21 protein-coding genes and 1 other RNA gene are annotated in these 24,265 nt (G+C 38.8%); 6 read left to right on the plus strand and 16 right to left on the minus strand.

The window, feature by feature from the left end:
- Positions 1–94: 94 nt before the first annotated feature.
- The 4 genes from IE222_RS04035 to citZ form a co-directional block, all read right to left on the minus strand.
- On the minus strand, positions 95–571 hold the full coding sequence (locus IE222_RS04035; protein WP_191269918.1) for a MaoC/PaaZ C-terminal domain-containing protein: 477 nt from the start codon (positions 569–571) through the stop codon (positions 95–97).
- 94 nt (positions 572–665) lie between these two features.
- The gene (mdh, locus tag IE222_RS04040) at positions 666–1,604 is read right to left on the minus strand and encodes a malate dehydrogenase (RefSeq protein WP_191269920.1); all 939 of its coding nucleotides are present in this window, start codon (positions 1,602–1,604) and stop codon (positions 666–668) included.
- Positions 1,605–1,677: 73 nt separating this feature from the next.
- Positions 1,678–2,946 carry an NADP-dependent isocitrate dehydrogenase gene (icd, locus tag IE222_RS04045; RefSeq protein WP_191269922.1) on the minus strand — a complete coding sequence of 423 codons (1,269 nt, stop codon included), beginning with the start codon at positions 2,944–2,946 and terminating at the stop codon, positions 1,678–1,680.
- A gap of 132 nt (positions 2,947–3,078) precedes the next feature.
- Complete coding sequence (gene citZ / locus IE222_RS04050; RefSeq protein ID WP_191269923.1) at positions 3,079–4,197, minus strand: citrate synthase; 1,119 nt, start codon at positions 4,195–4,197, stop codon at positions 3,079–3,081.
- 532 nt (positions 4,198–4,729) lie between these two features.
- On the opposite strand from citZ, the gene ytvI reads away from it, so the two are divergent.
- Complete coding sequence (gene ytvI, locus IE222_RS04055; protein WP_191269925.1) at positions 4,730–5,845, plus strand: sporulation integral membrane protein YtvI; 1,116 nt, start codon at positions 4,730–4,732, stop codon at positions 5,843–5,845.
- A gap of 69 nt (positions 5,846–5,914) precedes the next feature.
- Here the strand turns inward: ytvI and pyk are convergent, their stop codons facing one another.
- From pyk to dnaE, 7 genes are all read right to left on the minus strand, one after another.
- A complete protein-coding gene (gene pyk, locus IE222_RS04060; protein ID WP_191269927.1) occupies positions 5,915–7,678 on the minus strand; it encodes a pyruvate kinase in 1,764 nt (587 codons plus the stop codon).
- A 68-nt stretch (positions 7,679–7,746) separates the two neighbouring features.
- Positions 7,747–8,709 carry a 6-phosphofructokinase gene (pfkA, locus tag IE222_RS04065; protein ID WP_191269929.1) on the minus strand — a complete coding sequence of 321 codons (963 nt, stop codon included), beginning with the start codon at positions 8,707–8,709 and terminating at the stop codon, positions 7,747–7,749.
- Between the two features lie 310 nt (positions 8,710–9,019).
- Positions 9,020–9,997, minus strand: a complete 978-nt coding sequence (accA, locus tag IE222_RS04070) for an acetyl-CoA carboxylase carboxyl transferase subunit alpha (protein ID WP_191269931.1) — start codon at positions 9,995–9,997, stop codon at positions 9,020–9,022.
- On the minus strand, positions 9,991–10,869 hold the full coding sequence (gene accD / locus IE222_RS04075; protein WP_191269933.1) for an acetyl-CoA carboxylase, carboxyltransferase subunit beta: 879 nt from the start codon (positions 10,867–10,869) through the stop codon (positions 9,991–9,993). The genes accA and accD overlap by 7 nt, the downstream gene beginning before the upstream one ends.
- A gap of 210 nt (positions 10,870–11,079) precedes the next feature.
- Positions 11,080–11,643 (minus strand): FadR/GntR family transcriptional regulator, encoded by a 564-nt coding sequence (locus IE222_RS04080; RefSeq protein ID WP_191270219.1) that lies wholly within the window; start codon positions 11,641–11,643, stop codon positions 11,080–11,082.
- Between the two features lie 56 nt (positions 11,644–11,699).
- On the minus strand, positions 11,700–12,938 hold the full coding sequence (ystJ, locus tag IE222_RS04085; protein WP_191269935.1) for an NADP-dependent malic enzyme: 1,239 nt from the start codon (positions 12,936–12,938) through the stop codon (positions 11,700–11,702).
- 128 nt (positions 12,939–13,066) lie between these two features.
- A complete protein-coding gene (gene dnaE, locus IE222_RS04090; RefSeq protein ID WP_191269936.1) occupies positions 13,067–16,432 on the minus strand; it encodes a DNA polymerase III subunit alpha in 3,366 nt (1,121 codons plus the stop codon).
- A gap of 155 nt (positions 16,433–16,587) precedes the next feature.
- Between dnaE and ytrH the strand changes: the two genes are divergently transcribed.
- Together ytrH and ytrI are read left to right on the plus strand one after the other, a co-directional pair.
- Positions 16,588–16,926 carry a sporulation membrane protein YtrH gene (gene ytrH, locus IE222_RS04095; protein WP_191269938.1) on the plus strand — a complete coding sequence of 113 codons (339 nt, stop codon included), beginning with the start codon at positions 16,588–16,590 and terminating at the stop codon, positions 16,924–16,926.
- The gene (gene ytrI, locus IE222_RS04100) at positions 16,923–17,426 is read left to right on the plus strand and encodes a sporulation membrane protein YtrI (RefSeq protein ID WP_191269940.1); all 504 of its coding nucleotides are present in this window, start codon (positions 16,923–16,925) and stop codon (positions 17,424–17,426) included. Before ytrH ends, ytrI begins: the two co-directional genes overlap by 4 nt.
- A gap of 67 nt (positions 17,427–17,493) precedes the next feature.
- Here ytrI and IE222_RS04105 read toward each other — a convergent pair whose 3' ends face one another.
- On the minus strand, positions 17,494–18,426 hold the full coding sequence (locus IE222_RS04105; protein WP_191269942.1) for a DHH family phosphoesterase: 933 nt from the start codon (positions 18,424–18,426) through the stop codon (positions 17,494–17,496).
- Between the two features lie 99 nt (positions 18,427–18,525).
- Between IE222_RS04105 and IE222_RS04110 the strand changes: the two genes are divergently transcribed.
- Positions 18,526–18,831 carry a YtpI family protein gene (locus IE222_RS04110; protein WP_191269944.1) on the plus strand — a complete coding sequence of 102 codons (306 nt, stop codon included), beginning with the start codon at positions 18,526–18,528 and terminating at the stop codon, positions 18,829–18,831.
- Positions 18,832–19,055: 224 nt separating this feature from the next.
- On the opposite strand, the gene IE222_RS04115 is transcribed toward IE222_RS04110, so the two are convergent.
- From IE222_RS04115 to IE222_RS04125, 3 genes are all read right to left on the minus strand, one after another.
- Positions 19,056–20,375, minus strand: a complete 1,320-nt coding sequence (locus IE222_RS04115; protein WP_191269946.1) for a CBS domain-containing protein — start codon at positions 20,373–20,375, stop codon at positions 19,056–19,058.
- A 150-nt stretch (positions 20,376–20,525) separates the two neighbouring features.
- On the minus strand, positions 20,526–20,759 hold the full coding sequence (locus IE222_RS04120; RefSeq protein WP_191269948.1) for a hypothetical protein: 234 nt from the start codon (positions 20,757–20,759) through the stop codon (positions 20,526–20,528).
- 75 nt (positions 20,760–20,834) lie between these two features.
- A complete protein-coding gene (locus IE222_RS04125; protein ID WP_191269950.1) occupies positions 20,835–21,515 on the minus strand; it encodes a metal-dependent hydrolase in 681 nt (226 codons plus the stop codon).
- A gap of 181 nt (positions 21,516–21,696) precedes the next feature.
- Between IE222_RS04125 and IE222_RS04130 the strand changes: the two genes are divergently transcribed.
- A complete protein-coding gene (locus tag IE222_RS04130) occupies positions 21,697–22,794 on the plus strand; it encodes a M24 family metallopeptidase (protein ID WP_191269952.1) in 1,098 nt (365 codons plus the stop codon).
- 55 nt (positions 22,795–22,849) lie between these two features.
- Positions 22,850–23,046, plus strand: a non-coding RNA gene (gene ssrS / locus IE222_RS04135) — 6S RNA.
- A 58-nt stretch (positions 23,047–23,104) separates the two neighbouring features.
- Here ssrS and ald read toward each other — a convergent pair.
- A complete protein-coding gene (ald, locus tag IE222_RS04140; protein ID WP_191269954.1) occupies positions 23,105–24,223 on the minus strand; it encodes an alanine dehydrogenase in 1,119 nt (372 codons plus the stop codon).
- Positions 24,224–24,265: the final 42 nt, after the last annotated feature.

Below are 24,265 nucleotides of genomic sequence, written 5' to 3' on the forward strand. Positions count from 1 at the left end.
AAAGATTACTTTCTTGACCGTGTTCTATATACGCAAAAAGGAATGTACAGAAGGGGCAGCCCGCTAACCTGTACATTCCTTTCCTAAATGAATATTAAAAATTTTCTAATGCAGTGGGATGAATTTCATACAGCCGATGCGGCGGGCATACCTTTACCTTTCCAGTGATAACAGTATCCTCTTTTTCATTTGTTCCAACAATACTAAGTGTTATAAAATGTTCAATTGGATTCACTTCTACTACTTCAAATAAAAGCTCCACATTCCCATCATGATATACAGGTTTGGGGAATTCAATTTCTTGACTTACAATGTGACTTCCAGGGCCCGGTAAATATTTCGATATAGCTGATGTAATTATTCCTGTTATCAATATACTAGGGACAATCGGCTTTTGAAATGGAGTTTGCGAGGCATAGTCATGTTGTATATAAAGAGGATTGGCATCATCACTCAAACCTAAATAAAGAAGAAGATCTTTATCTTCGATTCTTTTTTTTATTGAAAGTTTCTCTCCCACAGTGATTTCATCAACTTTTCTTCCAAGCTTTCTCTTTTTTCCTAACAGCAAAAACAACACCCCTTTGAAGGCGATTTCAAGTACTAAAGTGAAAAATTCGGGAAAGAAATGGTAGAGACCCTCTCACCCGAATCTATTTTACTTCTTATGCTAAGACGTTCATTACATTTCGAACGGATTCAGCAGACTTGTCTAATGCAGCCTTTTCGTCTACAGTTAGGTCAAGCTCGATTACCTTTTCAATCCCGTTTGCACCAAGAATGGTTGGTACGCCTAGGTAAATGCCTTCATAGCCATACTCACCTTCTAGATAAGCAATGGATGGTAATACACGACGTTGGTCTTTCAAAATCGCTTCACACATTTCCACTAGAGAAGCTGCAGGTGCATAATAGGCACTTCCATTACCAAGCAGGTTAACAATTTCACCGCCGCCTTTTCTAGTACGTTCAACGATTGCTTCAAGGCGATCTTTGGAAATTAATGTTTCTAGAGGAATCCCGCCCGCATAGGAATAACGTACAAGGGGTACCATATCGTCGCCATGTCCGCCTAAAACAAAGCCGGTAATATCTTTAACGGAAATATTTAATTCAAGTGAAATAAAGGTGCGGAAACGTGCTGTATCCAGAACTCCTGACTGACCAATTACACGATTTTTTGGGAATCCTGATTCTTTAAATACAGTATAGGTCATTGCATCAACAGGATTCGTTAATACAACAATTGTACAAGTAGGGGAATATTTTACGATTTCAGAAGTAACTGCTTTCATAACCTTTTGGTTTGTCTGTACTAAGTCATCGCGGCTCATGCCAGGTTTACGAGCAATACCAGCAGTGATGACAACAATATCAGAATCCTTGGTATCTTCATAGTTTGAAGTACCAGTTATCTTTGCATCAAAACCTTGAACAGGGCTTGCTTCCAGCATATCTAATGCTTTTCCTTTTGTAGGGTTTTCCATTTGTGGAATATCAACTAAAACAACATCAGCTAATTCTTTCTGTGCGAGTAAAAATGCAGTAGTAGCACCAGTAAAACCTCCGCCAATTACAGAAACTTTTTTACGCTTTAATGACACAGTCATCATCCCCTATTGTTTAGTTTTTAAATATGGGCTGTTAGGAAAACAGCCCATACATATGAATAATATTTTATTCCATATTCTTGATTAACTCATCACCAAATTCAGAAGTTTTTACTTCTGTTGCACCATCCATTAAACGAGCAAAGTCATAAGTTACAACTTTAGATGCAATTGTCTTCTCTACTGATTTAATAACCATATTCGCTGCTTCATTCCAGCCTAAGTGCTCAAGCAGTAATACACCTGATAAAATAACAGATGAAGGGTTTACTTTATCGAGACCTGCGTATTTAGGCGCAGTACCATGTGTAGCTTCGAAAATGGCATGCCCAGTTTCATAGTTGATATTAGCTCCCGGAGCAATCCCGATACCTCCAACTTGTGCTGCAAGCGCGTCGGAAATGAAGTCTCCGTTTAGGTTCATTGTAGCTACTACGTCAAACTCGCGTGGGCGAGTAAGGATTTGTTGTAAGAAGATGTCAGCGATCGCATCTTTAACAATAATTTTTCCAGCAGCTTCTGCTTCAGCTTGGGCCTTGTTTGCAGCATCAGCTCCCTGCTCAGCCTTAATACGATCATATTGAGACCATGTAAACACCTTATCGCCAAATTCCTTTTCAGCAAGTTCATAACCCCAATTTTTAAACGCGCCTTCAGTAAATTTCATGATATTACCTTTATGCACAAGTGTAACAGATTTGCGGCCTTCTTTAATCGCATAATTAATGGCTGCACGTACAAGACGAGTGGTACCTTCTTGGGAAACTGGTTTAATACCGATACCTGAAGTTTCAGGGAATCTGATTTTATTTACACCCATTTCAGTTTGAAGGAAATCAATAACCTTTTTAGCTGCCTCAGTACCTTTTTCATACTCGATTCCAGCATAAATGTCTTCAGTATTTTCACGGAAGATTACCATATCTGTATCTTGCGGACGCTTAACCGGAGAAGGAACACCTTCAAACCATCTTACTGGACGTAAGCAAACAAAAAGGTCCAACTCTTGACGAAGAGCAACGTTTAAAGAACGAATTCCGCCGCCAACAGGAGTTGTTAATGGTCCTTTGATGGCAATTAAATATTCATTGATTACATCTAGTGTTTCTTTAGGAAGCCATTCGCCAGTTTGATTAAAAGCTTTCTCACCTGCTAGAACTTCCTTCCAGACTAATTTACGTTCACCTTTATATGCTTTTTCAACAGCTGCATTTAAAACTCTCTCGGAAGCTGCCCAAATATCCGGTCCGATCCCGTCACCCTCAATAAATGGAATAATTGGATTGTTTGGAACATTTAAAACTCCATTTGTTACTGTAATTTTCTCACCTTGCATGTTGTGTCTCCCTTCTGCTTATGTAAAAAGCCTAAAAATAAGATGTGTAGACTGAGCCTAAGGTTAGAGGCCTCAGCCCCTAACCTTAACATCCATATCTATTGAATCAATTTTTGAAGTAAAAGTAAAATATTATCCTCTTTGGTCAATTGGAATATAATTTTGCATCCCAGGACCAGTGTATTCTGCACGAGGACGGATTAAGCGGTTGTTTTCATATTGCTCTAGAACATGAGCCAGCCAGCCGGATACACGGCTTACAGCAAATATTGGTGTCATTAGGTCATGATCTATACCTAAGCTATGGTAAACAGATGCCGAATAGAAATCTACGTTAGGCGGGAGTTTCTTCTCACCGGTAACAATCTTTTCAATATTAACGGACATTTCATACAGCTCTGGTGCACCAGTAAGCTCCGTTAATTTCTTAGACATTTCTCTTAAATGTTTAGCACGAGGGTCTCCTTGACGGTATACTCTGTGTCCAAATCCCATAATTTTTTCTTTCTTGTCAAGTTTACCGCGGATATACGGCTCAACATTTTCAAGTGTGCCAATTTCCGTCAGCATTTTCATAACGGCCTCATTTGCCCCGCCGTGAAGCGGTCCCTTTAACGCTCCAATTGCAGCTGTAATACCGGAATATACATCGGATAATGTAGCTACGCAAACGCGAGCAGTAAATGTAGAAGCATTCAATTCATGATCCGCGTGCAGCACAAGTGCCTTATTCATTGCTTCAACAGCAATTGGTGCAGGTTCTTTACCTGTTAACATGTAAAGGAAATTTGCTGCAAAGCTTAAATCATTTCTTGGTGCTACAGGTTCAAGACCCTTTCTTACGCGGGCAAAAGTGGCTACAATTGCAGGCATTTTTGCCTGTAATCTAATTGCTTTGCGGTAGTTTGCTTCGGGATCCATAACATCAGCTTCTTCATCATATAAGCCTAATAAAGAAACTGCTGAACGAAGTGCTGCCATAGGATGTACTTTTTGAATTGGGTACATGTTAAAATGCTCAATAATTTCCTTTGGAAGGGCTGCATTTTCAGCCAGCTGCTGCTTTAATTCTGCCAGCTGTTCTGCATTTGGCAGTTGAAGGTGCCACAAAAGGTAAATTACTTCTTCAAAACTAGCATTTACAGCTAAATCATCAATGTTATAGCCAACATAAGTAAGCGTGTCATCAATAATTGAACTGATGGAGGAAGTTGTTGCCACTACCCCTTCAAGACCACGAGTTACTGTCATAATAAATCTCTCCTTCGCTTTCTAAATTTCCCCATTACCCATATTTTATTAAAAAAATGGTTTATCGAAGCTGTAATGGCTTCAATTATTGTTTGAATGAAATGGCTTTACAAAAATTCCTTCTAAATAAATCCTGTCGACATGAATGCTTACAGCGACTGAGCGGTTGCTCGGGATTGGAACAAATAAATGACTGCCCTTTCATTCACAAATAAATAATTATTTCAAAAGTATCCACCATAAAAAAGTTGCTTATGTACCAAGGATACGCTTACAAGCTTATTATAAACAATAATCAGACTTTTGTGAATGGAAAGGAACTCAAAATACAAAAAAATATTTAACCATTCCACCATGTAAATTATTTTACCATAACATTTTAAAAAAGTAGCAATGAGTATTTTATTAATTTTGAAACCTTCTTTTCTCACTAACCGTATATCTATCAGAAAAATCATCTTGGTAAATTATGCAGAACTATTAAACAAATGGTAAAATAAGTGATAGTGACTTGAATTTAGGGGGTCTCCTGTTGAATACAAAGTACCTATACCGGACGCTAAGGTTTTTTTTCGTTGTTGGTGTTGTCGTATTTTCATTGCTTGCACTTTTTTATATCTCAAAAATAACCTACCCATTTATTATTGCGCTAGTTATTGCCTTTACGATTAACCCGCTTGTTAATTTTTTTGAAAAAAGGGCTAAAATGCCGCGGGCATTGGCGGTGGTAGTTGCACTTATCATTCTGATTGCTGTATTCGCTGGATTGGTGACTCTTTTAGTCGCAGAAGTTGTGTCTGGGGCAAACTATTTAGCAAAAGTAGTACCTCAGCATCTTGATACTTTAATTGATTATATTGAAACTTACTTTACTGCCCAAATTATTCCGTTTTACAATCAATTGACATCTATTTTCAAACAGCTCGGTACCGGACAGCAGGATACGATTATAGAGAATATCCAAAATGTAGGTAAAACGATCGGTACAACGGTCGGTACTTTTATTAAAAATCTATTTGGCAATATTCCTAATTTTTTCTCTTGGATTCCAAATGCAGCAACAGTTCTTATTTTTTCCCTATTAGCTACTTTTTTCATCAGCAAGGACTGGCAGCGATTTGCTACAATTGGACGCAGACTTCTTCCAAAGAAAGCTCAAACTAGCGGCAGAACAGTTTTTGTTGATTTAAAAAAGGCATTATTCGGCTTTATCAAAGCACAGTTGACACTTATTTCGATTACTACGGTGATTATTTTAATTGGTTTGCTGATTCTTAGAGTCGATTATGCGATTACCATTGCGTTACTAACAGGAATTGTCGATATTATTCCGTACCTTGGTACAGGAGCTGTATTTGTTCCTTGGATCATATATGAGGCAATTGGAGGGGATATGGGACTTGCAATCGGGTTAGGAATCCTCTACATAATTGTGCTCGTTCAAAGACAAATTATGGAGCCTAAAATTTTGTCGTCAAGTATTGGGCTGGATCCGTTAGCAACATTAATTGCCTTATTTGTCGGTTTTAAATTGTTTGGCTTCTTAGGATTAATTATAGGTCCTGTTACGCTTGTAATAATTAATACCCTTTATCGTGCTAATGTGTTTCATGATTTATGGGCTTTCATTAAAGGAAAAGAAGCATAAAAAAAACGTCAGCTTATCAAGTGTGAGCTGACGTTTTTTTGTCATTTTTTAGAACTTCGGCTTTCTTAATTAAAGGACGCTTGCATGTCCGTTATAGATAATTCCTCTTGCTGCATCGACAGTTACTTCTTGTCCCTCTTTAAATAAGCTGAGGGCATTCTCTACTCCTACGATTACCGGAATACTTAAGTTTAATCCAACAACAGCTGCGTGGCTTGTCAGCCCGCCCTCTTGCGTTATTAGCGCGGCACATTTTTCAATAGCAGGCACCATTTCGCGGTCAGATCCAATCGTAACGAGGATGGATCCAGGCTTTACTTTGTCTAAAGCTTCGGCTGCATTATTAGCAATAACTACTTTACCAAAAGCAGATTTGCGGCCAATTCCTTGTGCTTTTGTAATAATATCGCCAACAACATGAATCTTCATTAAATTCGTCGTTCCTGCTTCTCCAACCGGAACACCCGCTGTAATTACTACTAAATCTCCGCGTCTCACAATACCGCTGTTCAAGCTTTCTTCTACGGCAATTTCAAGCATTTCATCTGTTGTCGAGCAGAACTTTCCAAGCTGAGGATACACGCCCCAAACAAGTGATAAGCGGCGGCAAACTGATTCGTTAGCTGTAACAGCCACAATCGCTGCCTTTGGACGATACTTAGAAATCATTCTTGCAGTATGTCCGCTTTCTGTCGGAGTAATGATTGATTTAACCTCTAAATTTAATGCCGTATGAGCTACTGATAACCCAATCGCATCTGTTATATTATGTTCTGTATTTTTACTACGGTGGGATAAAATTTCTTTATGATCTAATGCTTGTTCAGCTCTTGAAGCAATGTTATGCATTGTCTGTACAGCCTCAACTGGATAAAGCCCAGCAGCTGTTTCTCCAGAAAGCATTATAGCATCTGTACCGTCAAAAATTGCATTCGCTACGTCACTAGCTTCCGCACGGGTAGGTCGTGGATTTCTCTGCATTGAATCAAGCATTTGGGTAGCTGTAATAACAGGTTTCCCGAGTGCATTACATTTCTTAATTAACATTTTTTGTACAAGAGGCACTTCTTCAGCAGGAATTTCAACACCTAAATCACCGCGGGCAACCATCAGGCCATCTGAAACCTCTAGAATTTCGTCGATGTTATCGACACCTTCTTGGTTTTCAATTTTAGGAATGATGTGGATATGTGTGGCATTGTTTTCTTCTAATAGTCTGCGGATTTCGAGCACATCTTTTGCCCTGCGCACAAAGGAAGCAGCAATAAAATCAATTCCTTGTTCAATTCCAAACAGAATATCATTTGTATCCTTTTCAGTAATTCCCGGTAAATTAACCGAAACACCCGGGACATTGACGCCCTTTTTGTTCTTCAGTGTACCACTGTTAAGAATTTTTGTATAAATTTCTTTAGCTTCTTGGTCCACTTTTAATACTTCTAGTCCAATTAATCCATCATCGAGAAGTATTTTTGATCCTACGTGAACATCATCAATTAATCCAGGATATGTAACGGAAAATTTTTCAGTAGTCCCTTCGACTTCTGTCATGGAAATAATAATATTTTCCCCAGCTTTAAGCTCAATCGCACCATTTTGCATATTATTTGTCCGAATTTCTGGCCCTTTAGTATCAAGTAAAATGGCAATGGTCTTTCCTGTCCGGTTAGCTGCTTCACGAATATTTTGAATACGAATACCGTGCTCTTCATAATCACCATGAGAAAAATTTAAGCGGGCTACATTCATACCTGATTGTATTAATTGTTCTAATTTTTCAATAGTTTCACTTGCAGGACCAATCGTACAAACAATTTTTGTTTTTCGTAACATTCCTTTTCCTCCCTACATGAGCTGGTCATATTGTTAAAATTTTTCTTTATTCATACAATGTTAAAAAGTTAAATAGATAGTTCTTTTGATAGCTTATATAGTTCTAGATCCAATTGATGGCGTTTGTGATTAAGCGCCTCTACAATATCGTAATCAACCAATACATTCTTTTCGATGCCAACAGCACGGCCGCCTTTTCCTTCAATCAGCAGTTCCACAGCCTTAGCCCCTAATCTGCTTGCAAGAACTCGGTCTTGTGCTGTCGGAGATCCGCCGCGTTGAATATGACCTAATACAGATACCCTCGTGTCTAAATTAGTAGCCTCTTTGAACTGTTTAGCAAACTCTACGCCGCTCGAAACACCTTCAGCAACAATGATAATACTATGCTTTTTACCGCGTTCCTGCCCTTTACGCAGTCTTTCTGCAATTTCATTCATATCATAATTTTCTTCAGGAATTAATATCGTTTCTGCACCGCCGGCAAGTCCTGCCCAAAGGGCGATATCTCCCGCATCGCGGCCCATTACTTCAATAATAAATGTTCTTTCATGAGAAGTTGCAGTATCACGAATTTTATCAACAGCATCTAGCACCGTATTTAAAGCAGTATCGAATCCAATTGTAACATCTGTTCCTGGAATATCATTATCAATTGTTCCCGGTACACCTATACAAGGGAAGCCTTGTTCTGTTAATGCCTTGGCACCACGATATGACCCGTCACCGCCGATTACGACAAGACCTTCGATTCCAAAAGCTCTTAATTGATTAATTCCTTGCTGCTGTCCTTCTTTTGTTTTAAATTCAGGGCAGCGTGCAGAATGAAGCATGGTGCCCCCGCGATGTATAATATCGCCAACAGAACCCAGTTCAAGCTTTTTAATATTACCAGAAATTAATCCAGCGTATCCTCCATAAATCCCGTATACCTCTATATTATGATAAATAGCCTTTCTGACAACAGCCCTTATAGCTGGGTTCATCCCTGGGGAGTCGCCGCCGCTCGTAAGTACCCCAATTTTTTTCATGATCCTCACCTCAAAATGGAATTAAAAAATTATGTAAACCATTATTAATTTAAGATTGCATTAGAGTTTGTACTAGATTTAAACCTTTATTTATTATTAACATAAAACCCTTGAATATTAATAAAATAACATGAAGGCAGGACCTTAACAACCTTATTACACCGGTATTTTAAATTCGCAGAATAGTTAATAAATTGGAAACGTTTTATCATAAAATGGAAACGTTATCTTTATCTTTTTTGTGAACTTTTTCATATTAGCTGAAAATAATTTTCCCCCAAATAAAAGCGTGCTCATTACGAGCACGCTTTTATTTAACTCCAGCATATTCATTAATGAAGTCAAATTCTCCAATCGTTCTAAAACGATTGTATCTGTCTTCTACTAATTCTTCTGGAGACAATTTCAATAGTTCCTTTAAGGTCGCCAGCAAAGTATGTTCAATTTGTTCAGCTTGTTTTTTGACATCTCTATGGGCTCCACCTTTAATTTCCGGAATAATTTCGTCAATAATTCCCAATTCTTTTAAGTCTGGAGCCGTTATTCTCATCGTTTCAGCTGCACGTTTAGCCTGTGCTGCATCCTTCCATAGAATTGCTGCAGCACCCTCAGGAGAAATAACTGAATAAGTAGAGTTCTCCAGCATATAAATCCGATTGCCTACTCCTAGACCAAGCGCACCGCCGCTTCCGCCTTCACCAATTACAACACAAATAACCGGTACCTTTAGGCCCGCCATTTCAAACAGGTTATGAGCGATCGCTTCACTTTGACCTCGTTCTTCTGCTGCCTTTCCAGGATAAGCACCCTTAGTGTCAATGAAACAAATAATCGGCCGCTTAAATTTATCTGCCTGATGCATTAGCCTTATTGCCTTTCTGTATCCTTCCGGGTGCGGCATACCAAAGTTTCTACGGATATTTTCCTTCGTATCTTTCCCTCTTTGATGACCGATTACAGTAACAGGAAGACCTTTAAATTTTGCAATACCGCCTACAATTGCCTCGTCATCAGCAAATCTTCGATCACCATGACATTCAAAGAAATCTTCAAATAAATATGAAATATAATCGAGTGTTGTTGGTCTATTTGGGTGCCGAGCTATCTGTACTCGATCCCAAGGTTTGATATTTTCATATATATCCTGCTCAAGTTTGACTAACCTGGCTTCTAATTTACTTATTTCAGAACTTAAATCTACATCCGTATTTAGAGTAAACTCTTTTAATTCCGCAATCTTTTTTCTTAACTCAATAAGCGGACGTTCAAATTCCAATTCCCCTACCATGTGATTTCACCCCCTGGTTGATGAATTTCAAGGATATTCGCAATCTTCTCAGCTAGGTCCAGCCTTGAAATAATGGCATCTAATTGACCATGTTTCAAAAGAAATTCAGCTGTCTGGAAATCCTCCGGCAATTTTTCACGAATGGATTGTTCAATAACTCTCCGCCCTGCAAAGCCAATTAGGGCCTCTGGCTCCGCAAAATTATAATCTCCTAAAGAAGCAAAGCTTGCTGATACCCCTCCTGTAGTTGGATGGGTCATAATGGATATAATCAGACCGCCATTGTTGCTAAATTTCTTTAATGCCACACTTGTTTTAGCCATTTGCATTAAACTAATTGCGCCCTCTTGCATTCTCGCGCCGCCTGATGCCGTAAAAATAATAAACGGTACAGAAAGCTCGTCTGCTTTTTCAATTGCAAGCGTTATTTTCTCACCTACAACCGAGCCCATACTCCCCATACGGAAGGAGGCATCCATAATCGCTACAACCACTTTGCAGCCCCCTACAGTTCCTATTCCGGTTACTATGGCCTCATTCAACTTACTTTTTTGTCTATCTTTTTCTAATTTTTCCAAATAACCAGGGAATTGAAGTGGATTTTTTGAAATCATATTTTCATTTATTTCTTCAAAACTGCCTTCATCAATAAAGCTTTCAATTCGTTCTCCCGCATTCATTTGAAAATGATGTTGGCAATGCAGACATACCTTATGGTTTTTTAGAAGTTCTTTTGTATACATTATTTTTTTACATGAAGGGCATTTTGTCATAATTCCTTCGGGAACATCCTGTTTAGCAGCTTCCGTAGGAATGGTTGCATATTTTTTCTTTTTGGTCTGATTTTTTGTAAAAAGATCTTTAAGCGCCAAGTTTTAAGCCTCCCTTGTATAACACCTGCATGATAGAAAGCATCCCGGATAAATCTATTCAGCAGTCTTTCTATCTAACTTAAATCTCATACGTACTGTGATGAAGAAAAGTGGTCAGACCACTACTGTATTTAAAACGCCCATATTTTAGGGCTTGTATCATTCACTATAAAATAAAAAGAGTTCAAAATTTGTTAGTATTTGTCGGCCCTAAACAGACAAATTTCGTAATTTCCAGTAAGCAGCAACTGTCAGTTCTTCATTTTTTTCTTCTAAAGCTTCCAATAAAAATAAATAATCCTCTCGTTTGTATTTTGGAGGAGTTTGAACTAATGAATAATAATAATCCTTTAAAATTAACCAAATTCTTAAAAACAGGTGATTATCTGCTAATAAAATGATTTGATAGAAAAATTCATCATCTTCAAAGCTTTCAATTTTTGTAATCCAATTTCTTAATTTCACAATGTTTTTTCGGTCTATTCTTTTTAAAGCTAAACGCAGGCAATCAATTTCAATTATATATTTCGTTTCAAAGACATCCCTTTTGGCCTTTTCATCCTGTAATATAAATGTACTGAGAATTTGTACCAGCTGATTACCGCGAAAGTCCCGAAGAAAGGTTCCTTCCCCTTTCTTTGTTTCAATTAAGCCAAGCAATTCTAAGGCCCTAAGAGCTTCTCTAACGGAAGAGCGCCCGACATCCAGGCGCTCCGATAAATCCCGTTCTGAAGGTATTTTATCACCAGGCTTCAGCCCGTTATTACTAATCATTACTCGTAAATGTTTAACTATTTCCAAGTATATCTTTGAAGTTGACACTTACAAAATCACTCACTTTTACCAATAAGTGCGAGCCTCTTTGTTTTTTCCTTCACTTCTTCTGGATCCACTTTTATGCGGGCTACTCCTGTTTCCATAGCTGCTCTAGCAACCGCTGCAGCTACATCTGGAGCAACACGCGGGTCGAATGGTCCCGGAATGACATAATCTGCATTTAATTCATCGTCCTTGATTAAGTCGGCGATTGCTTGTACTGCAGCAATTTTCATTTTTTCATTAATATGTGTGGCGCGTACATCAAGTGCCCCGCGGAAAATGCCAGGGAACGCAAGAACATTATTAACTTGATTTGGGAAGTCAGAACGCCCTGTGCCAATAACCCTTGCTCCAGCTGCCTTTGCCTCTTCAGGCATAATTTCAGGGACAGGATTAGCCATTGCGAAAATGATAGGATCTGAATTCATGGATTCAACCATCTCTTTTGTCAATGCGCCAGCGACGGAAACACCAATGAACACATCTGCACCTTTAATAACTTCTTCCAGACTTCCTGTAAGATTGTCACGATTAGTAAACTTCGCTACCTCAGCTTTTACTGCATTCATTCCATTAGGACGTCCCTCATATATAGCACCTTTTGTATCACACATGACGATATCTCTGACACCGTAGCTATATAATAATTTGATAATGGCAATCCCAGCCGCACCGGCCCCATTGGCAACAACTTTTATTTCGGTTATTTTTTTTCCAATAAGTTTCAGAGCATTAACTAGACCGGCAACAGTAACAATAGCTGTACCATGCTGGTCATCGTGGAAGATAGGGATATTTGCTTCCCTTTTTAATCTTTCTTCAATGACAAAACAATTTGGCGCAGCAATATCTTCTAAATTCACACCGCCAAAAGTTGGTTCAAGCAGCTTAACTGTTTCAATAATTTTGTCTACATCCGTTGTATTCAAGCAAATTGGAAAAGCATCAACACCAGCAAAGCTTTTAAATAATACTGCTTTTCCTTCCATAACCGGTAAAGCTGCCTCCGGACCGATATTACCCAGCCCTAAAACAGCAGTACCATCAGAAACGACTGCAACCATATTTCCTTTCATCGTGTAGTCGTATACTGTTTCCGGCTTCTCATAAATATCTTTACATGGTTCAGCCACACCAGGTGAATATGCTAAACTTAAATCATGGGCATTCCGGACAGGCACCTTTGATTTCGACTCTAACTTACCTTTATGAATTCGATGCATATGTAACGCTTCTTCTCGCAAAGTCAAGAAATGTCACCCCTCAAATTATTACACATTTTATAAACACGCCGATACTAAAAAACTGCAATGAAATAGTGGTCAGACCACAATTTTTCTCTTTAACAATATAACATATCTCTAATAGTTGTAAAGAATTAATCTTTAAGAACTACATTTTGCGGACCCAGAATATCTTGTAAAGAATGAAGTAAATCAGGGGTTGGGTTAATATTTTTTGCTGTTCCTAATTTAACGGTTTTCCGATTAGCTTCATAATGTAAAACCACACTTATATTTCCCTTATTGTTTTCAAGAAGCTGATTTATTTGCTGAAGATATAGATCTTCATGCTTCTCTTTACTGACTTTCAGATATAACACCGGCTGTTTTAACGAATTTCTTTGTATCCATTCATCGATTTCGTACACTTGCTGAATAATAAATTGCAGCTTTTCATCTCTTTCCTCAATCTTTCCTTCAAGTACGGCAAATTTCCCTTGTTGCAAAAATGATGATGATTTCTTAAATACATTTGGGAATGCAATGGCTTCCATTTCCCCGCTTGAATCACTGATTGTTAGAAACGCCATTAATTCCCCTTTTCTTGTACGAATCGTTTTTATCTCTGAAAGATAAACACCTGCAGCAGCTTTAAGCATACGGGTTTTAATTTGGAATAATGGCTGTGCGCCTCTTTGGATCAGATCTTTCTCGTATACGGAAATAGGATGATCGGAGAGATAGAGTCCTAATACCTCCTTTTCAAATGAAAGTTTATGCCCTTGACTTATTGGGTCCACTATTACATATTTCGGCTTAAGATTAAATTCTCCTTCAAATAAATCAAATTGATTGGAATCATCCGGTTTAAATATCTGTGCATGCTCAACAGCCACATCTAGGCTTGCCAGCAAGACAGCGCGATCCATACCAAAATCATCGAAGCTCCCGGAATGGACAAGTACTTCAAGTGTCCTGCGATTTATAGCTTTAGTTGAAACACGTATGCAAAAATCGAATAAGTCCTTAAATAACTTTTTCTTTCTCGCTTGAAAAATTTCCCTTAGCGCTGCAGCTCCGACGCCTTTAATTGCTGCTAAACTATAGCGGATTTCACCATTTTCAACCTGAAAAGGAAAACTGCTATGATTAATAGATGGCTGTAGGATTGGGATTCCCATTTGTTTGGCTTCCATGAGATACTGTGCAATTTTCGTTTCATTGCCTATCGCAGAAGTTAATAATCCTGCCATAAAATAAACTGGATAATTCGCTTTTAAATATGCCAATTGATAAGCAATCATACTATATGCAACCGCATGGGACCTGTTAAACCCATAATTTGCAAAGCGAACGATCAAATCATAAATTTCATTGGCAGTTGCCACTTCATAACCTTTTAAAAGTGCCCCATTGACAAAGTGATTCCGCTCCTTGTCAAGCACTTCCTTTTGCTTTTTTGAGACAGCACGTCGTAAGAGATCTGCTTCACCAAGTGAAAATCCTGCCATTTTCGAGGCAATCTGTATTATTTGCTCCTGATAGACGATGACACCGTACGTATTTTCAAGAATAGGCATAAGGTCTGGGTGAGGATATTCAACCGAAATACGCCCGTGTTTTCGATCAATAAAAAGCGGAATATTCTCCATTGGTCCCGGGCGATATAGGGCATTAACCGCAACAATATCCTCAAATCGTGATGGTTTAAGCCGTCTTAATACCTTTCTCATTCCATCTGATTCCAGCTGAAATATACCTGTGGTTTCTCCCGCGGCTAATAAGGTAAATGTTCTAGTATCACTTAATGGAATAGAGCGAATGTCTAATGTTTGCCCCGTATGTCGTTTTATTGTGGTCAAAATCGTCTCTATTAAGGTGAGATTTCGAAGCCCTAGAAAATCCATTTTGAGCAGGCCCATCTCTTCCAAATATTCCATTGAATATTGGGTTAAATAAACATGAGCAGAGCCCTGCTGAATGGGCACTAAATCAACAAGCGGCTTATCGCTTATTACCACACCTGCAGCGTGTGTTGAAGTATGCCGCGGCAGTCCCTCTAATTTCAGAGCAGTTTCAAAAAGCTTTTTATTTTGCGGTGTGTCTGATATAAATTTCCTTAGCCCCTCTGACTCTTTATAGGCTTCCGCTAAATTAATCCCTATCCGAGAAGGTATTAATCTAGATAAATAATCCAATTCTTTAGTATTTAATCCAAAAACCCGACCGACATCTCTTAAAGCAGCCTTTGAGGCAAGCGTTCCAAATGTAATGATTTGAGCAACATGGAGCTCACCATATTTTTTTGCTACATATTCAATAACTTCGTCCCGGCGGTGGTCTGGAAAATCTATATCGATATCAGGCATTGAGATTCGTTCTGGATTTAAAAAACGCTCAAATAATAGATTATGTTCAATCGGGTCAACATCTGTAATGTATAAACAAAAGGAAACCAGTGAACCAGCCGCAGAACCCCGGCCTGGCCCAGTTAAGATTCCGTTCTCCCTTGCAAACCTCATAAAATCCCATACAATTAAAAAATAATTGCTGAATTTCATTCTCTTGATTACCGCTAATTCATAATTCAACCGGTCCATATATTCTTTGGAAGGGGAAGAAAAACGTTTTTCAAGGCCAGTTAAACACAAACTTTCAAGGTATTCATCGGCCGAAATGTCCTGGTTTTCTGTTGGAAAAGCAGGAAGGTATGTCTTATTTAATTCAATATTGACGTTACATCTTTCGGCAATTAGAAGAGTATTTTCTAATGCTTCCGGAAAATCCGCAAAGCAATCTGCCATTTCAGCTGCCGTCTTTAAATAGAATTGGTCGTTTTCAAATTTCTCCCGATGTTCATCCTGTAATTTATCCCCATTCTTTATCGCTAAGAGGCATTCATGCGCAAACATATCATCTTTGTCTAAATAGTGGACTTGATTCGTTGCAGCAAGAGGGATGTTCAATTCTTTTGACAACAGCAGCAAGTGAGGTCTTATGCTTGCCTCTTGATGCAAATGATGAATTTGCATAGCAAGATAAAAATTTTTCTTTCCAAAGATTGCAGCATATTTTGCGATTAGCTCTCGGGCAAAATCTAAATCACCCTTTGTCAGCGCTTGTTCAATTTCTCCTTCATCCCCTGGTGTTATGGCAATAAGTCCCGACCCATAATGCTGCAGCCATTTCAATGGTATTCCATTTTCCGATTTAGTTAGAACAGCGCTGGAAATTTTCAATAGATTCTTATATCCTGCTTCATTTTCAGCCAGCAGGACAAGCGGAAATGCTTCATTCTCACTTTGAATCCCTGCCACATCCACGGTCAAGCCAACAATCGGCTTAATTCCCATCTGTTTACATAGTTTATAAAATTCAATTGTACCGTACATTACATTTCTGTCAGTCAGAGCAAGTGCACGAAACCCCTTTTCGTACGCAGTTTTAACTAATCCGGGTACAGAAGCCGTGCTTGTCAATAAACTATAAGCGCTATAAACATGCAGGTGAATAAAAGACATTTCATCACACCCTCATTACATGATTTCATAACCTATTATAGAACTTTACGAGATAAAAAGAAAATATGTTCTCATTTAAAAATTCATATTTATCCGCGACTGTCCATATAAATGATAGAAACAACATTTATTTAAATGTAAGGACTGAGGAAAGTATGAAAGAAATTGGTTTTTTTCCTGCTTTTATTGAAAGTTACTTTATTGCTTTAGGAGTTTTGCTCGGAGGCTCATTAATAGGGGGAATTGCCTCCTTTTTAACTGGACATCCCCCTCTTACAACCGTCTACCGCTTATCATCAGCACTAAGAATTTGGGCAATTGTTGCAGCCATAGGCGGCACATTTGATGCCGTTTATACTTTCGAACGTGGGTTTCTAAATGCTGATACAAAAGATCTTTTCAAACAATTTTTATTAATCCTTTCAGCTTTAGGCGGTGCACAGACTGGGGCCCTCATTATAAATTGGATGACTCAGGAGCATATTTCATCATGAGAATCCCGCCATATTACCGAAGACCATCATGGCAGCGTTTTTTTGCAGGAATGGCTGTAGGAGGAGCCATCAGCTGGTGTATTTTTTTATATATTTTCGGGGTCTGGCAGGAGGATAACGCAAAGCTGATTCGTAAACAGCAGAAGGATATAACCGAGCTGAATAACGATCTTAAGATATGGCAGGAAGACTATGAAGAACTAAACAAACGTAATTTAGCGAAGATTACGGTTCAGAAAATTAACATTAAAATAATCAACTGGGAAAGGTATAAACTGGATGATTTCAGTGTCTTTGAAACAGAAGAAGCCGTCCGCGATGACATTAAAATGGTACTGGCAAAAGATTTAGAAACCGTCGCCAAAAGTAAAGACCTGGTAAAAAAAATAATTGAAAACAAACCAATAAAAATTAATGAGAAAAGATATAAACTTAAGGTGAAAGAAATGACTATATTCACCACACTTACCATCCAGTTGGAAATTCAATTTGATAAATGATGAAAGGTGTCAGGCACCATGTGAAAAATTCACATGATGGTCTGACACCAAAAACCTGACACCAAAACTATTCACATACCTTGTTTAACTCATTTAAAACATCCTCTACTTCATCCCATGAGAAGATTGAAGCACCTGCTGCAAGCGGATGTCCTCCTCCTTTGAACCTTCTGGCAACTCCATTAATGACCGGTCCCTTGGAACGAAGCCTTACTCTTATTTGGTCTTTTTCTTCAATGAAAAATACCCATGCCTTTATGCCTTTTACATCCCCTAAAACACTTACTAAAAGGGACGCTTCAGCTGCTCTTGCCTGATATTCCTCCAGCAGTTCTTTTGTCAATTTAACAGATGCAACGCCGTTTTGCATAAATTCGAAGTTTTGTAATACATACCCTTTAAGCTTAATAATATTGGGCTCTAGTTCGTACATTTTGTCAAATAATTCAGGACGTGAAAACTGGTAATGAATTAATTCCCCAGCATAAACAAATGTTCTTTCTGTCGTACTAGGAAAAAGGAAGCGGCCGGTATCACCAACAATTCCGGCAAATAGCAGTCTTGCTGCCTCATCATTCAATTTTAGCCCTTTCTCTTTTCCAAATAGATAAAAATCATAAATCATTTCACTGCAGGAACTTGAAGTTGTATCTACCCACAAAAGATCCCCATATGGGTCTTCATTCGGATGATGATCAATTTTAATCAATTTATCACCTAATTTATAACGGGAGTCACATATTCTTTCTTCATTAGCCGTATCGCAAACGATGACCAATGCTCCCTTATACACATCATCTTCAATCACATCAAGCATCCGCATATATTGGAGTGTTGGTTCATCCTGACCTACTGCATAAATTTGTTTTTCAGGAAAGGATTCCTTTAAAATTTCCACAAGGCCGCCTTGTGATCCGTAGGCATCTGGATCCGGACGAACATGTCTGTGAACAATAATGGTTTCATAATGTTTAATAGTTTCTAGTATTTTCTCTTTCATAAGCGCTCCTTAAAATTTATAATTTGAACCATTTGTAGCATTTTCCTTTAATTGAAGTTACAATAATAATGATTTCGAAATTTGGAGGAGTAATTAATTATGTTTATCTTTGTATTTCTAATTATTATTTTACTTGTCTTTTATTTATTTTATAAAACAAAATACTTTCGAAGCAACCGTCCAGTAGAAAAGAAGTGGCTTTCAGCTAAATCCAACATTGCCCTCGGCTTATTTGTTAGTTTATTTGGGATAAATCACTTGATTTTCATTGCCGAATCTACTGTTAATTATATCATTGCTGCTTTATTTACCCTATATGGAGCCTACTTTGCCTGGATTGGGTTTAAAAAATATAAACACTATCTTCCGTTCGCAATCAAAGAGGCTGAAGAACTTGACATGTAAAACTAAAAAAATTTAGCCGCTTCTCATAAGGAAGCGGCTTTTCTTTATTATTCAGCTCCAGCGCCTAGCCACCCGGGACATAAGCCGCCCCGCTGTGGTGGCTGGGGAACTGCCTCCTCGCGGTTCGTCCTATGCTTGTGGGGGCTGACCACTAAGGAAAGCTCCTAAGAGAATAAGCTGCGCAGGAACAAGCTGTGCTTGTTCCGAAAGAGCTTGCGCTTTTATTATTGCCTATCAATTAACTGACACATCATCATCGCTTTTCCTACAAGAATTCCTCCATTGAAAACTTCTACATCGACTTTTCCAAATTTCCGGCCGACTTCCAGGATTTTTGGATAAATTTCTAGTCTGCTTTCCATTTGAACAGGCTTTATAAAGTAAATCGTCATATTCTCTACAACTAAGTCGCCTTTCTTATAGCTTCTTAGTACCCGATTTGCCGCATCAGAAACGATTGTTGTAAATACGCCATAGGAAATTGTACCAAGATGGTTCGTCATTTGAGGAGTAACTTCCAACGTAAAAACGTCGTCTCCTTTCGCTTTTTCAGTCAGCAGCTCCATTTGATTGGTGATGATATCATCTAGCGTTTCCCCCACCTGCGGCTGCCTTTGATTCATTTGCAGAGCCTTCAAAACATCCTGCCTGCTGATAATCCCCTCTAAACGGCTGGAGTCATCGGAAACAGGGAGTACTTCAATCCCCTCCCAAACCATCGTGTGTGCAGCAGAGGCAACGCTTGTTTTTCCCGTAACTGTCATTGGATGTTTGGTCATAATCTTATCTATCGAAGTGTCTCTCTCTTGACCTAGTATATCCTTGCTTGTCACCATCCCTTGAATCTTCAGGTTTTGATCAACGACTGGGTAACGGCTATGGGTTGTTTGCTCGTTTAATTCATGCCAAGTTGAGACTTTATCGGTTGTTTTTAAATAATAGGTTTCCGTGAGCGGTGTTAATATATCTTCCACCAAAATGATTTCCTTTTTGATTAATTGGTCATATATAGCCCGATTAATCATTGTTGCAGTTGTAAACGTATCATAGCTGGAGGAGATGATAGGCATTTCGAGCTCATCTGCTAGTTTTTTAACATGCTCTTCTGTATCAAATCCTCCCGTTATTAAAACAGCCGCTCCTGCTTTTAAGGCCAATTCATGTGCCTGTATACGGTTGCCGACTATCAAAAGACTATCTGCGTCAGTGTAACGCATCATTGCCTCTAATTTCATGGCGCCAATAACAAATTGCTTCAGTGTTTTATGCAATCCCGTTCTCCCGCCTAAAACCTGGCCATCCACAATGTTTACGACCTCAGCAAACGTTAACTTTTCAATATTTTCCTTCTTCTTTCGTTCGATTCGGATCGTTCCTACCCGTTCAATCGTGCTGACATATCCTTTGTTTTCTGCCTCTTTAATTGCCCGATAAGCTGTCCCTTCACTTACATTCATCGCTTTGGCAATTTGTCTGACTGAAATCTTTTCCCCAACTGGAAGTCCATCAATATATCGTAAAATTTGTTCATGTTTAGTAGCCAAGACCTTCACCCTTTATACTTTCAAATTCGTACCATTCCAGTTACCTTACCAGAATTGTGGCTAAATTTCATTATAAAGTTTTAAAAGTCCTGATTCAATGCGGTTTCTCACATTTTATAAAGCCGAAGCTAGGGTTCATTCATAATTTCATCAGTAAGAGCGAGATTTTCGTTTTAATCCTTGAGGCTGTGTTCCTTGAACCTGCCTTTTCGGTGCATAAAGGAGGGCGGTAAGATTACCGGCTATAACCATTAAGGCAAACGCAAGCCAGACAATCCCAAAAACCCCTTGAGCCCCCTCTGCTGTTACCGAAAGCCGCGGTACTGCAAAATAAAGCATAAAGCCGCAAAGTAATAAACAAAGTAAATACCGGTTTTTTTTCAATGTTATTCCCCCTATTCATACTGCTTGTTCTATATTTTATGCTAGCAGGGGGCAAAAAAGTATGTGATTTGATGATTATAATTCGATTATATTTCCAGGATTCATTACTTGGCCGTTTTTGTCTTCCAGCATATCAATAAATTGATACGGGTCCTGTTTAATTGGCGGGAATGTATTGTAATGAATCGGCACGACCAGCTTTGCTTGTAACAGCTTTGCTGCGTAGGCAGCATCTTCTGTCCCCATGGTAAAATTATCACCGATCGGAAGGAATGCAACATCGATTGGATGACGATCACCAATCAGCTTCATATCAGAAAATAACCCTGTATCTCCAGCATGGTAGATTGTCTTGCCTTCACTGCTGAACAAAATCCCTGTAGGCATTCCGCAATAAATGATTTCATTTTTGTCCGTGGCATAGCCTGAACCGTGAAAAGCCTGCGTTAGTTTTACCTTTCCAAAATCAAACTGCCAAGCACCGCCGATATTCATCCCATGTGTTCTGACCCCCTGCCAGCTAAGGAATGTAGTCAGGTCTGCATTAGCGACAACAAGGGCATCATTTCGTTTCGCAATTGAAACCGTATCTCCGACATGATCATTATGTCCATGTGTTAAAAGAATTGCATCTGCTTTAACTTCCTCTGCCTTTAAATCAGTTAAACTATTACCTGTTATAAAAGGGTCAATCAAAATTGTTTTTCCATTTGTATGAATTTGAACAACTGAATGTCCATGGTATGAGATTTTCATCATTCCATCTCCTTGTAAAAAATTTGTCCCACATATGTACTTCAATATAAAAATGAAAATTCCTTCTCTTTTTTATACCCATTTCCTGCTCCTTTTAGGCCATTCTTGACGTGAATAGTTTACTTTTCATTTTGAAATTGATAATCTCAAATAGGATTTATAAACAAAGGAGGCAGAATAAATGAATCAACGATTACAAAAACTGCAAACCTGGATGAAAGAAAATGAAATAGAAGTTAGCTTCCTAACCTCTTCAGAGAATGTTTTTTATTTAACAGGTTATTATACAGACCCGCATGAACGGCTGCTTGCGCTGGCAGTATTCCAAGAGGCAGAGCCATTTTTAGTCTGCCCGGCTATGGAAGTTCATGATGCTAGAAAAACCGGCTGGGGCCAAGAAATCATTGGCTATAGCGATATTCAAAATCCATGGGAACTGATTCACCAATCCATTAATAAGAGAATGAACGGTGTGATGAAGGCCGCGATTGAAAAAGAGCATATGAATGTCGAACGCTACGAACAGCTTCAACATTTATTCCCGAAAGCAGTTTTTGTTTCTGCCGAAGAAAAAGTAAGAATGCTGCGGATGATCAAAGATGCGAAAGAATTAAAAACCATCGAAGAGGCATGTGCGCTTGCCGATTATGCTGTTCAGTTTGGAGCCAGCGAAATTAAAGAAGGCAAAACTGAGCTTCAAGTCCTAAATGCCCTTGAATACGCTTTAAAGCAAAAAGGCGTGACCGAAATGTCTTTTTCAACAATGGTTTTAACAGGTGCTAATGCTGCATCACCACACGGAAACCCTGGGGAAACGAAAATTCAAAAAGGAGATTTCATCCTTTTCGATTTAGGAGTAGTTGTTGACCGATATTGCTCGGATATCACAAGGACAGTTGCCTACGGTGATATTAATGATAAACAAAAAGAAATCTACGATACGGTTTTAAAGGCACAATTAGCTGCTATCGAAGCAAGCAGGCCGGGTATCACAGCTGCCGAGGTTGACCTGACAGCGCGAAAAATTATTGCGGATGCTGGATACGGGGAGTATTTCCCGCATCGTCTTGGCCATGGCCTTGGAATCGGGGTGCACGAATATCCATCCATGACGGAAACCAATCAGCTCGTTATAGAAGAAGGTATGGTATACACCATTGAACCCGGAATCTACGTCCCTAATGTAGCAGGCGTCCGGATTGAGGATGATGTCTATATTACAGCTGATGGTGTAAAGGTATTGACGAAATTCCCGAAAGAACTGCAAATAATTAAATAACACACTTTACAATTATTTATATTGAATTTTTGAACGTATTGCAGTAATATACTTATATAAGCTGCGTTGTACGTAATGATAATAAAGTTTTAACCTTTAAGCTGTAATAGGGAGTTTTTTAAACAAAGCCAAAATGACATACCTCTGTCTATCAGACTGGGAGGACATGCAGGAAGCTTTGTGCGAACACCCACTTTGAGGAGTGGTGGTTTAAAACTTTCTTATAGTAAGTACGGCAAATGCGGCTGCCCTTTTATTTCAAATTTAAACCAGCATCGATTGATGCTGGTTTTTTCATGTAATCTACTGCTTATGATTGAAGCAATTCCCTTGTATCCCTATATTCTACTCCGTGAGCTTCCGCGACAGCCTTATATGTTACATAACCGTCAAGCGTATTAATTCCTTTCAATAATGCCTCATTATCTAAACATGCTTTTAGATATCCCTTGTTAGCAATTTCAACAGCATAGGGAACAGTAACATTTGTCAGCGCAATGGTTGAAGTTCTCGGAACCGCACCAGGCATATTTGCTACCGCATAATGTACTACACCGTGCTTCACATATGTTGGATTGTCATGTGTCGTAATTTTATCTGTGGTTTCAAAAATACCCCCTTGATCAATGGCAATGTCAACAACCACACTGCCAGGTTTCATAGACTTGATCATCTCTTCCGATACAAGCTTAGGGGCTCTTGCTCCCGGAATAAGAACAGCACCAATGACTAAATCAGACTCCTTCACAGCTTCGGCAATATTATAAGGATTTGACATCAATGTCGTTACATCTGAACCAAATATATCATCTAATTGCCTTAACCGTTCCGGATTTAAATCGATGATCGTTACCTTTGCGCCTAAACCGATTGCCATTTTTGCTGCATTAGTTCCTGCTATACCGCCGCCAATAATCGTAACTGTCCCTCTTTGCACTCCAGGGACACCTGAAAGCAGAATACCCTTCCCGCCATGTATTTTTTCTAAAAATTGAGCACCAACCTGTGCCGCCATTCTACCCGCAACCTCACTCATTGGGGACAATAAAGGCAGGCTGCGATTTGACAGCTGTACTGTTTCATAGGCAATACCAACTACCCTTGAATCTAGCAATGCTTTCGTTAATTCAGGCTCAGGTGCCAAGTGTAAATATGTAAATAAAATCAAACCATCACGAAAGTATTGATATTCACTCGGAAGTGGTTCTTTCACCTTCATAACCATTTCCATTGACCAGGCATCTTTAGCACTTTCTACCAGCTTTCCACCTGCAGACTTAAAATCCTCATCAGAAAACCCTGAACCAAGACCGGCTCCTTTTTCGATGAAAACTTCATGACCGAATTTTGTAAGATTCACAACCCCAGCTGGTGTCATTGCTACGCGGTTTTCATTATTTTTAATTTCTTTTGGTACCCCAATCCGCATGTAATTCCCTCCAAAGATCATTGTAAACATTTAAATCATATC

It is taken from the genome of Neobacillus kokaensis (genome assembly GCF_014656545.1).
Taxonomy (GTDB): domain Bacteria; phylum Bacillota; class Bacilli; order Bacillales; family Cytobacillaceae; genus Neobacillus; species Neobacillus kokaensis.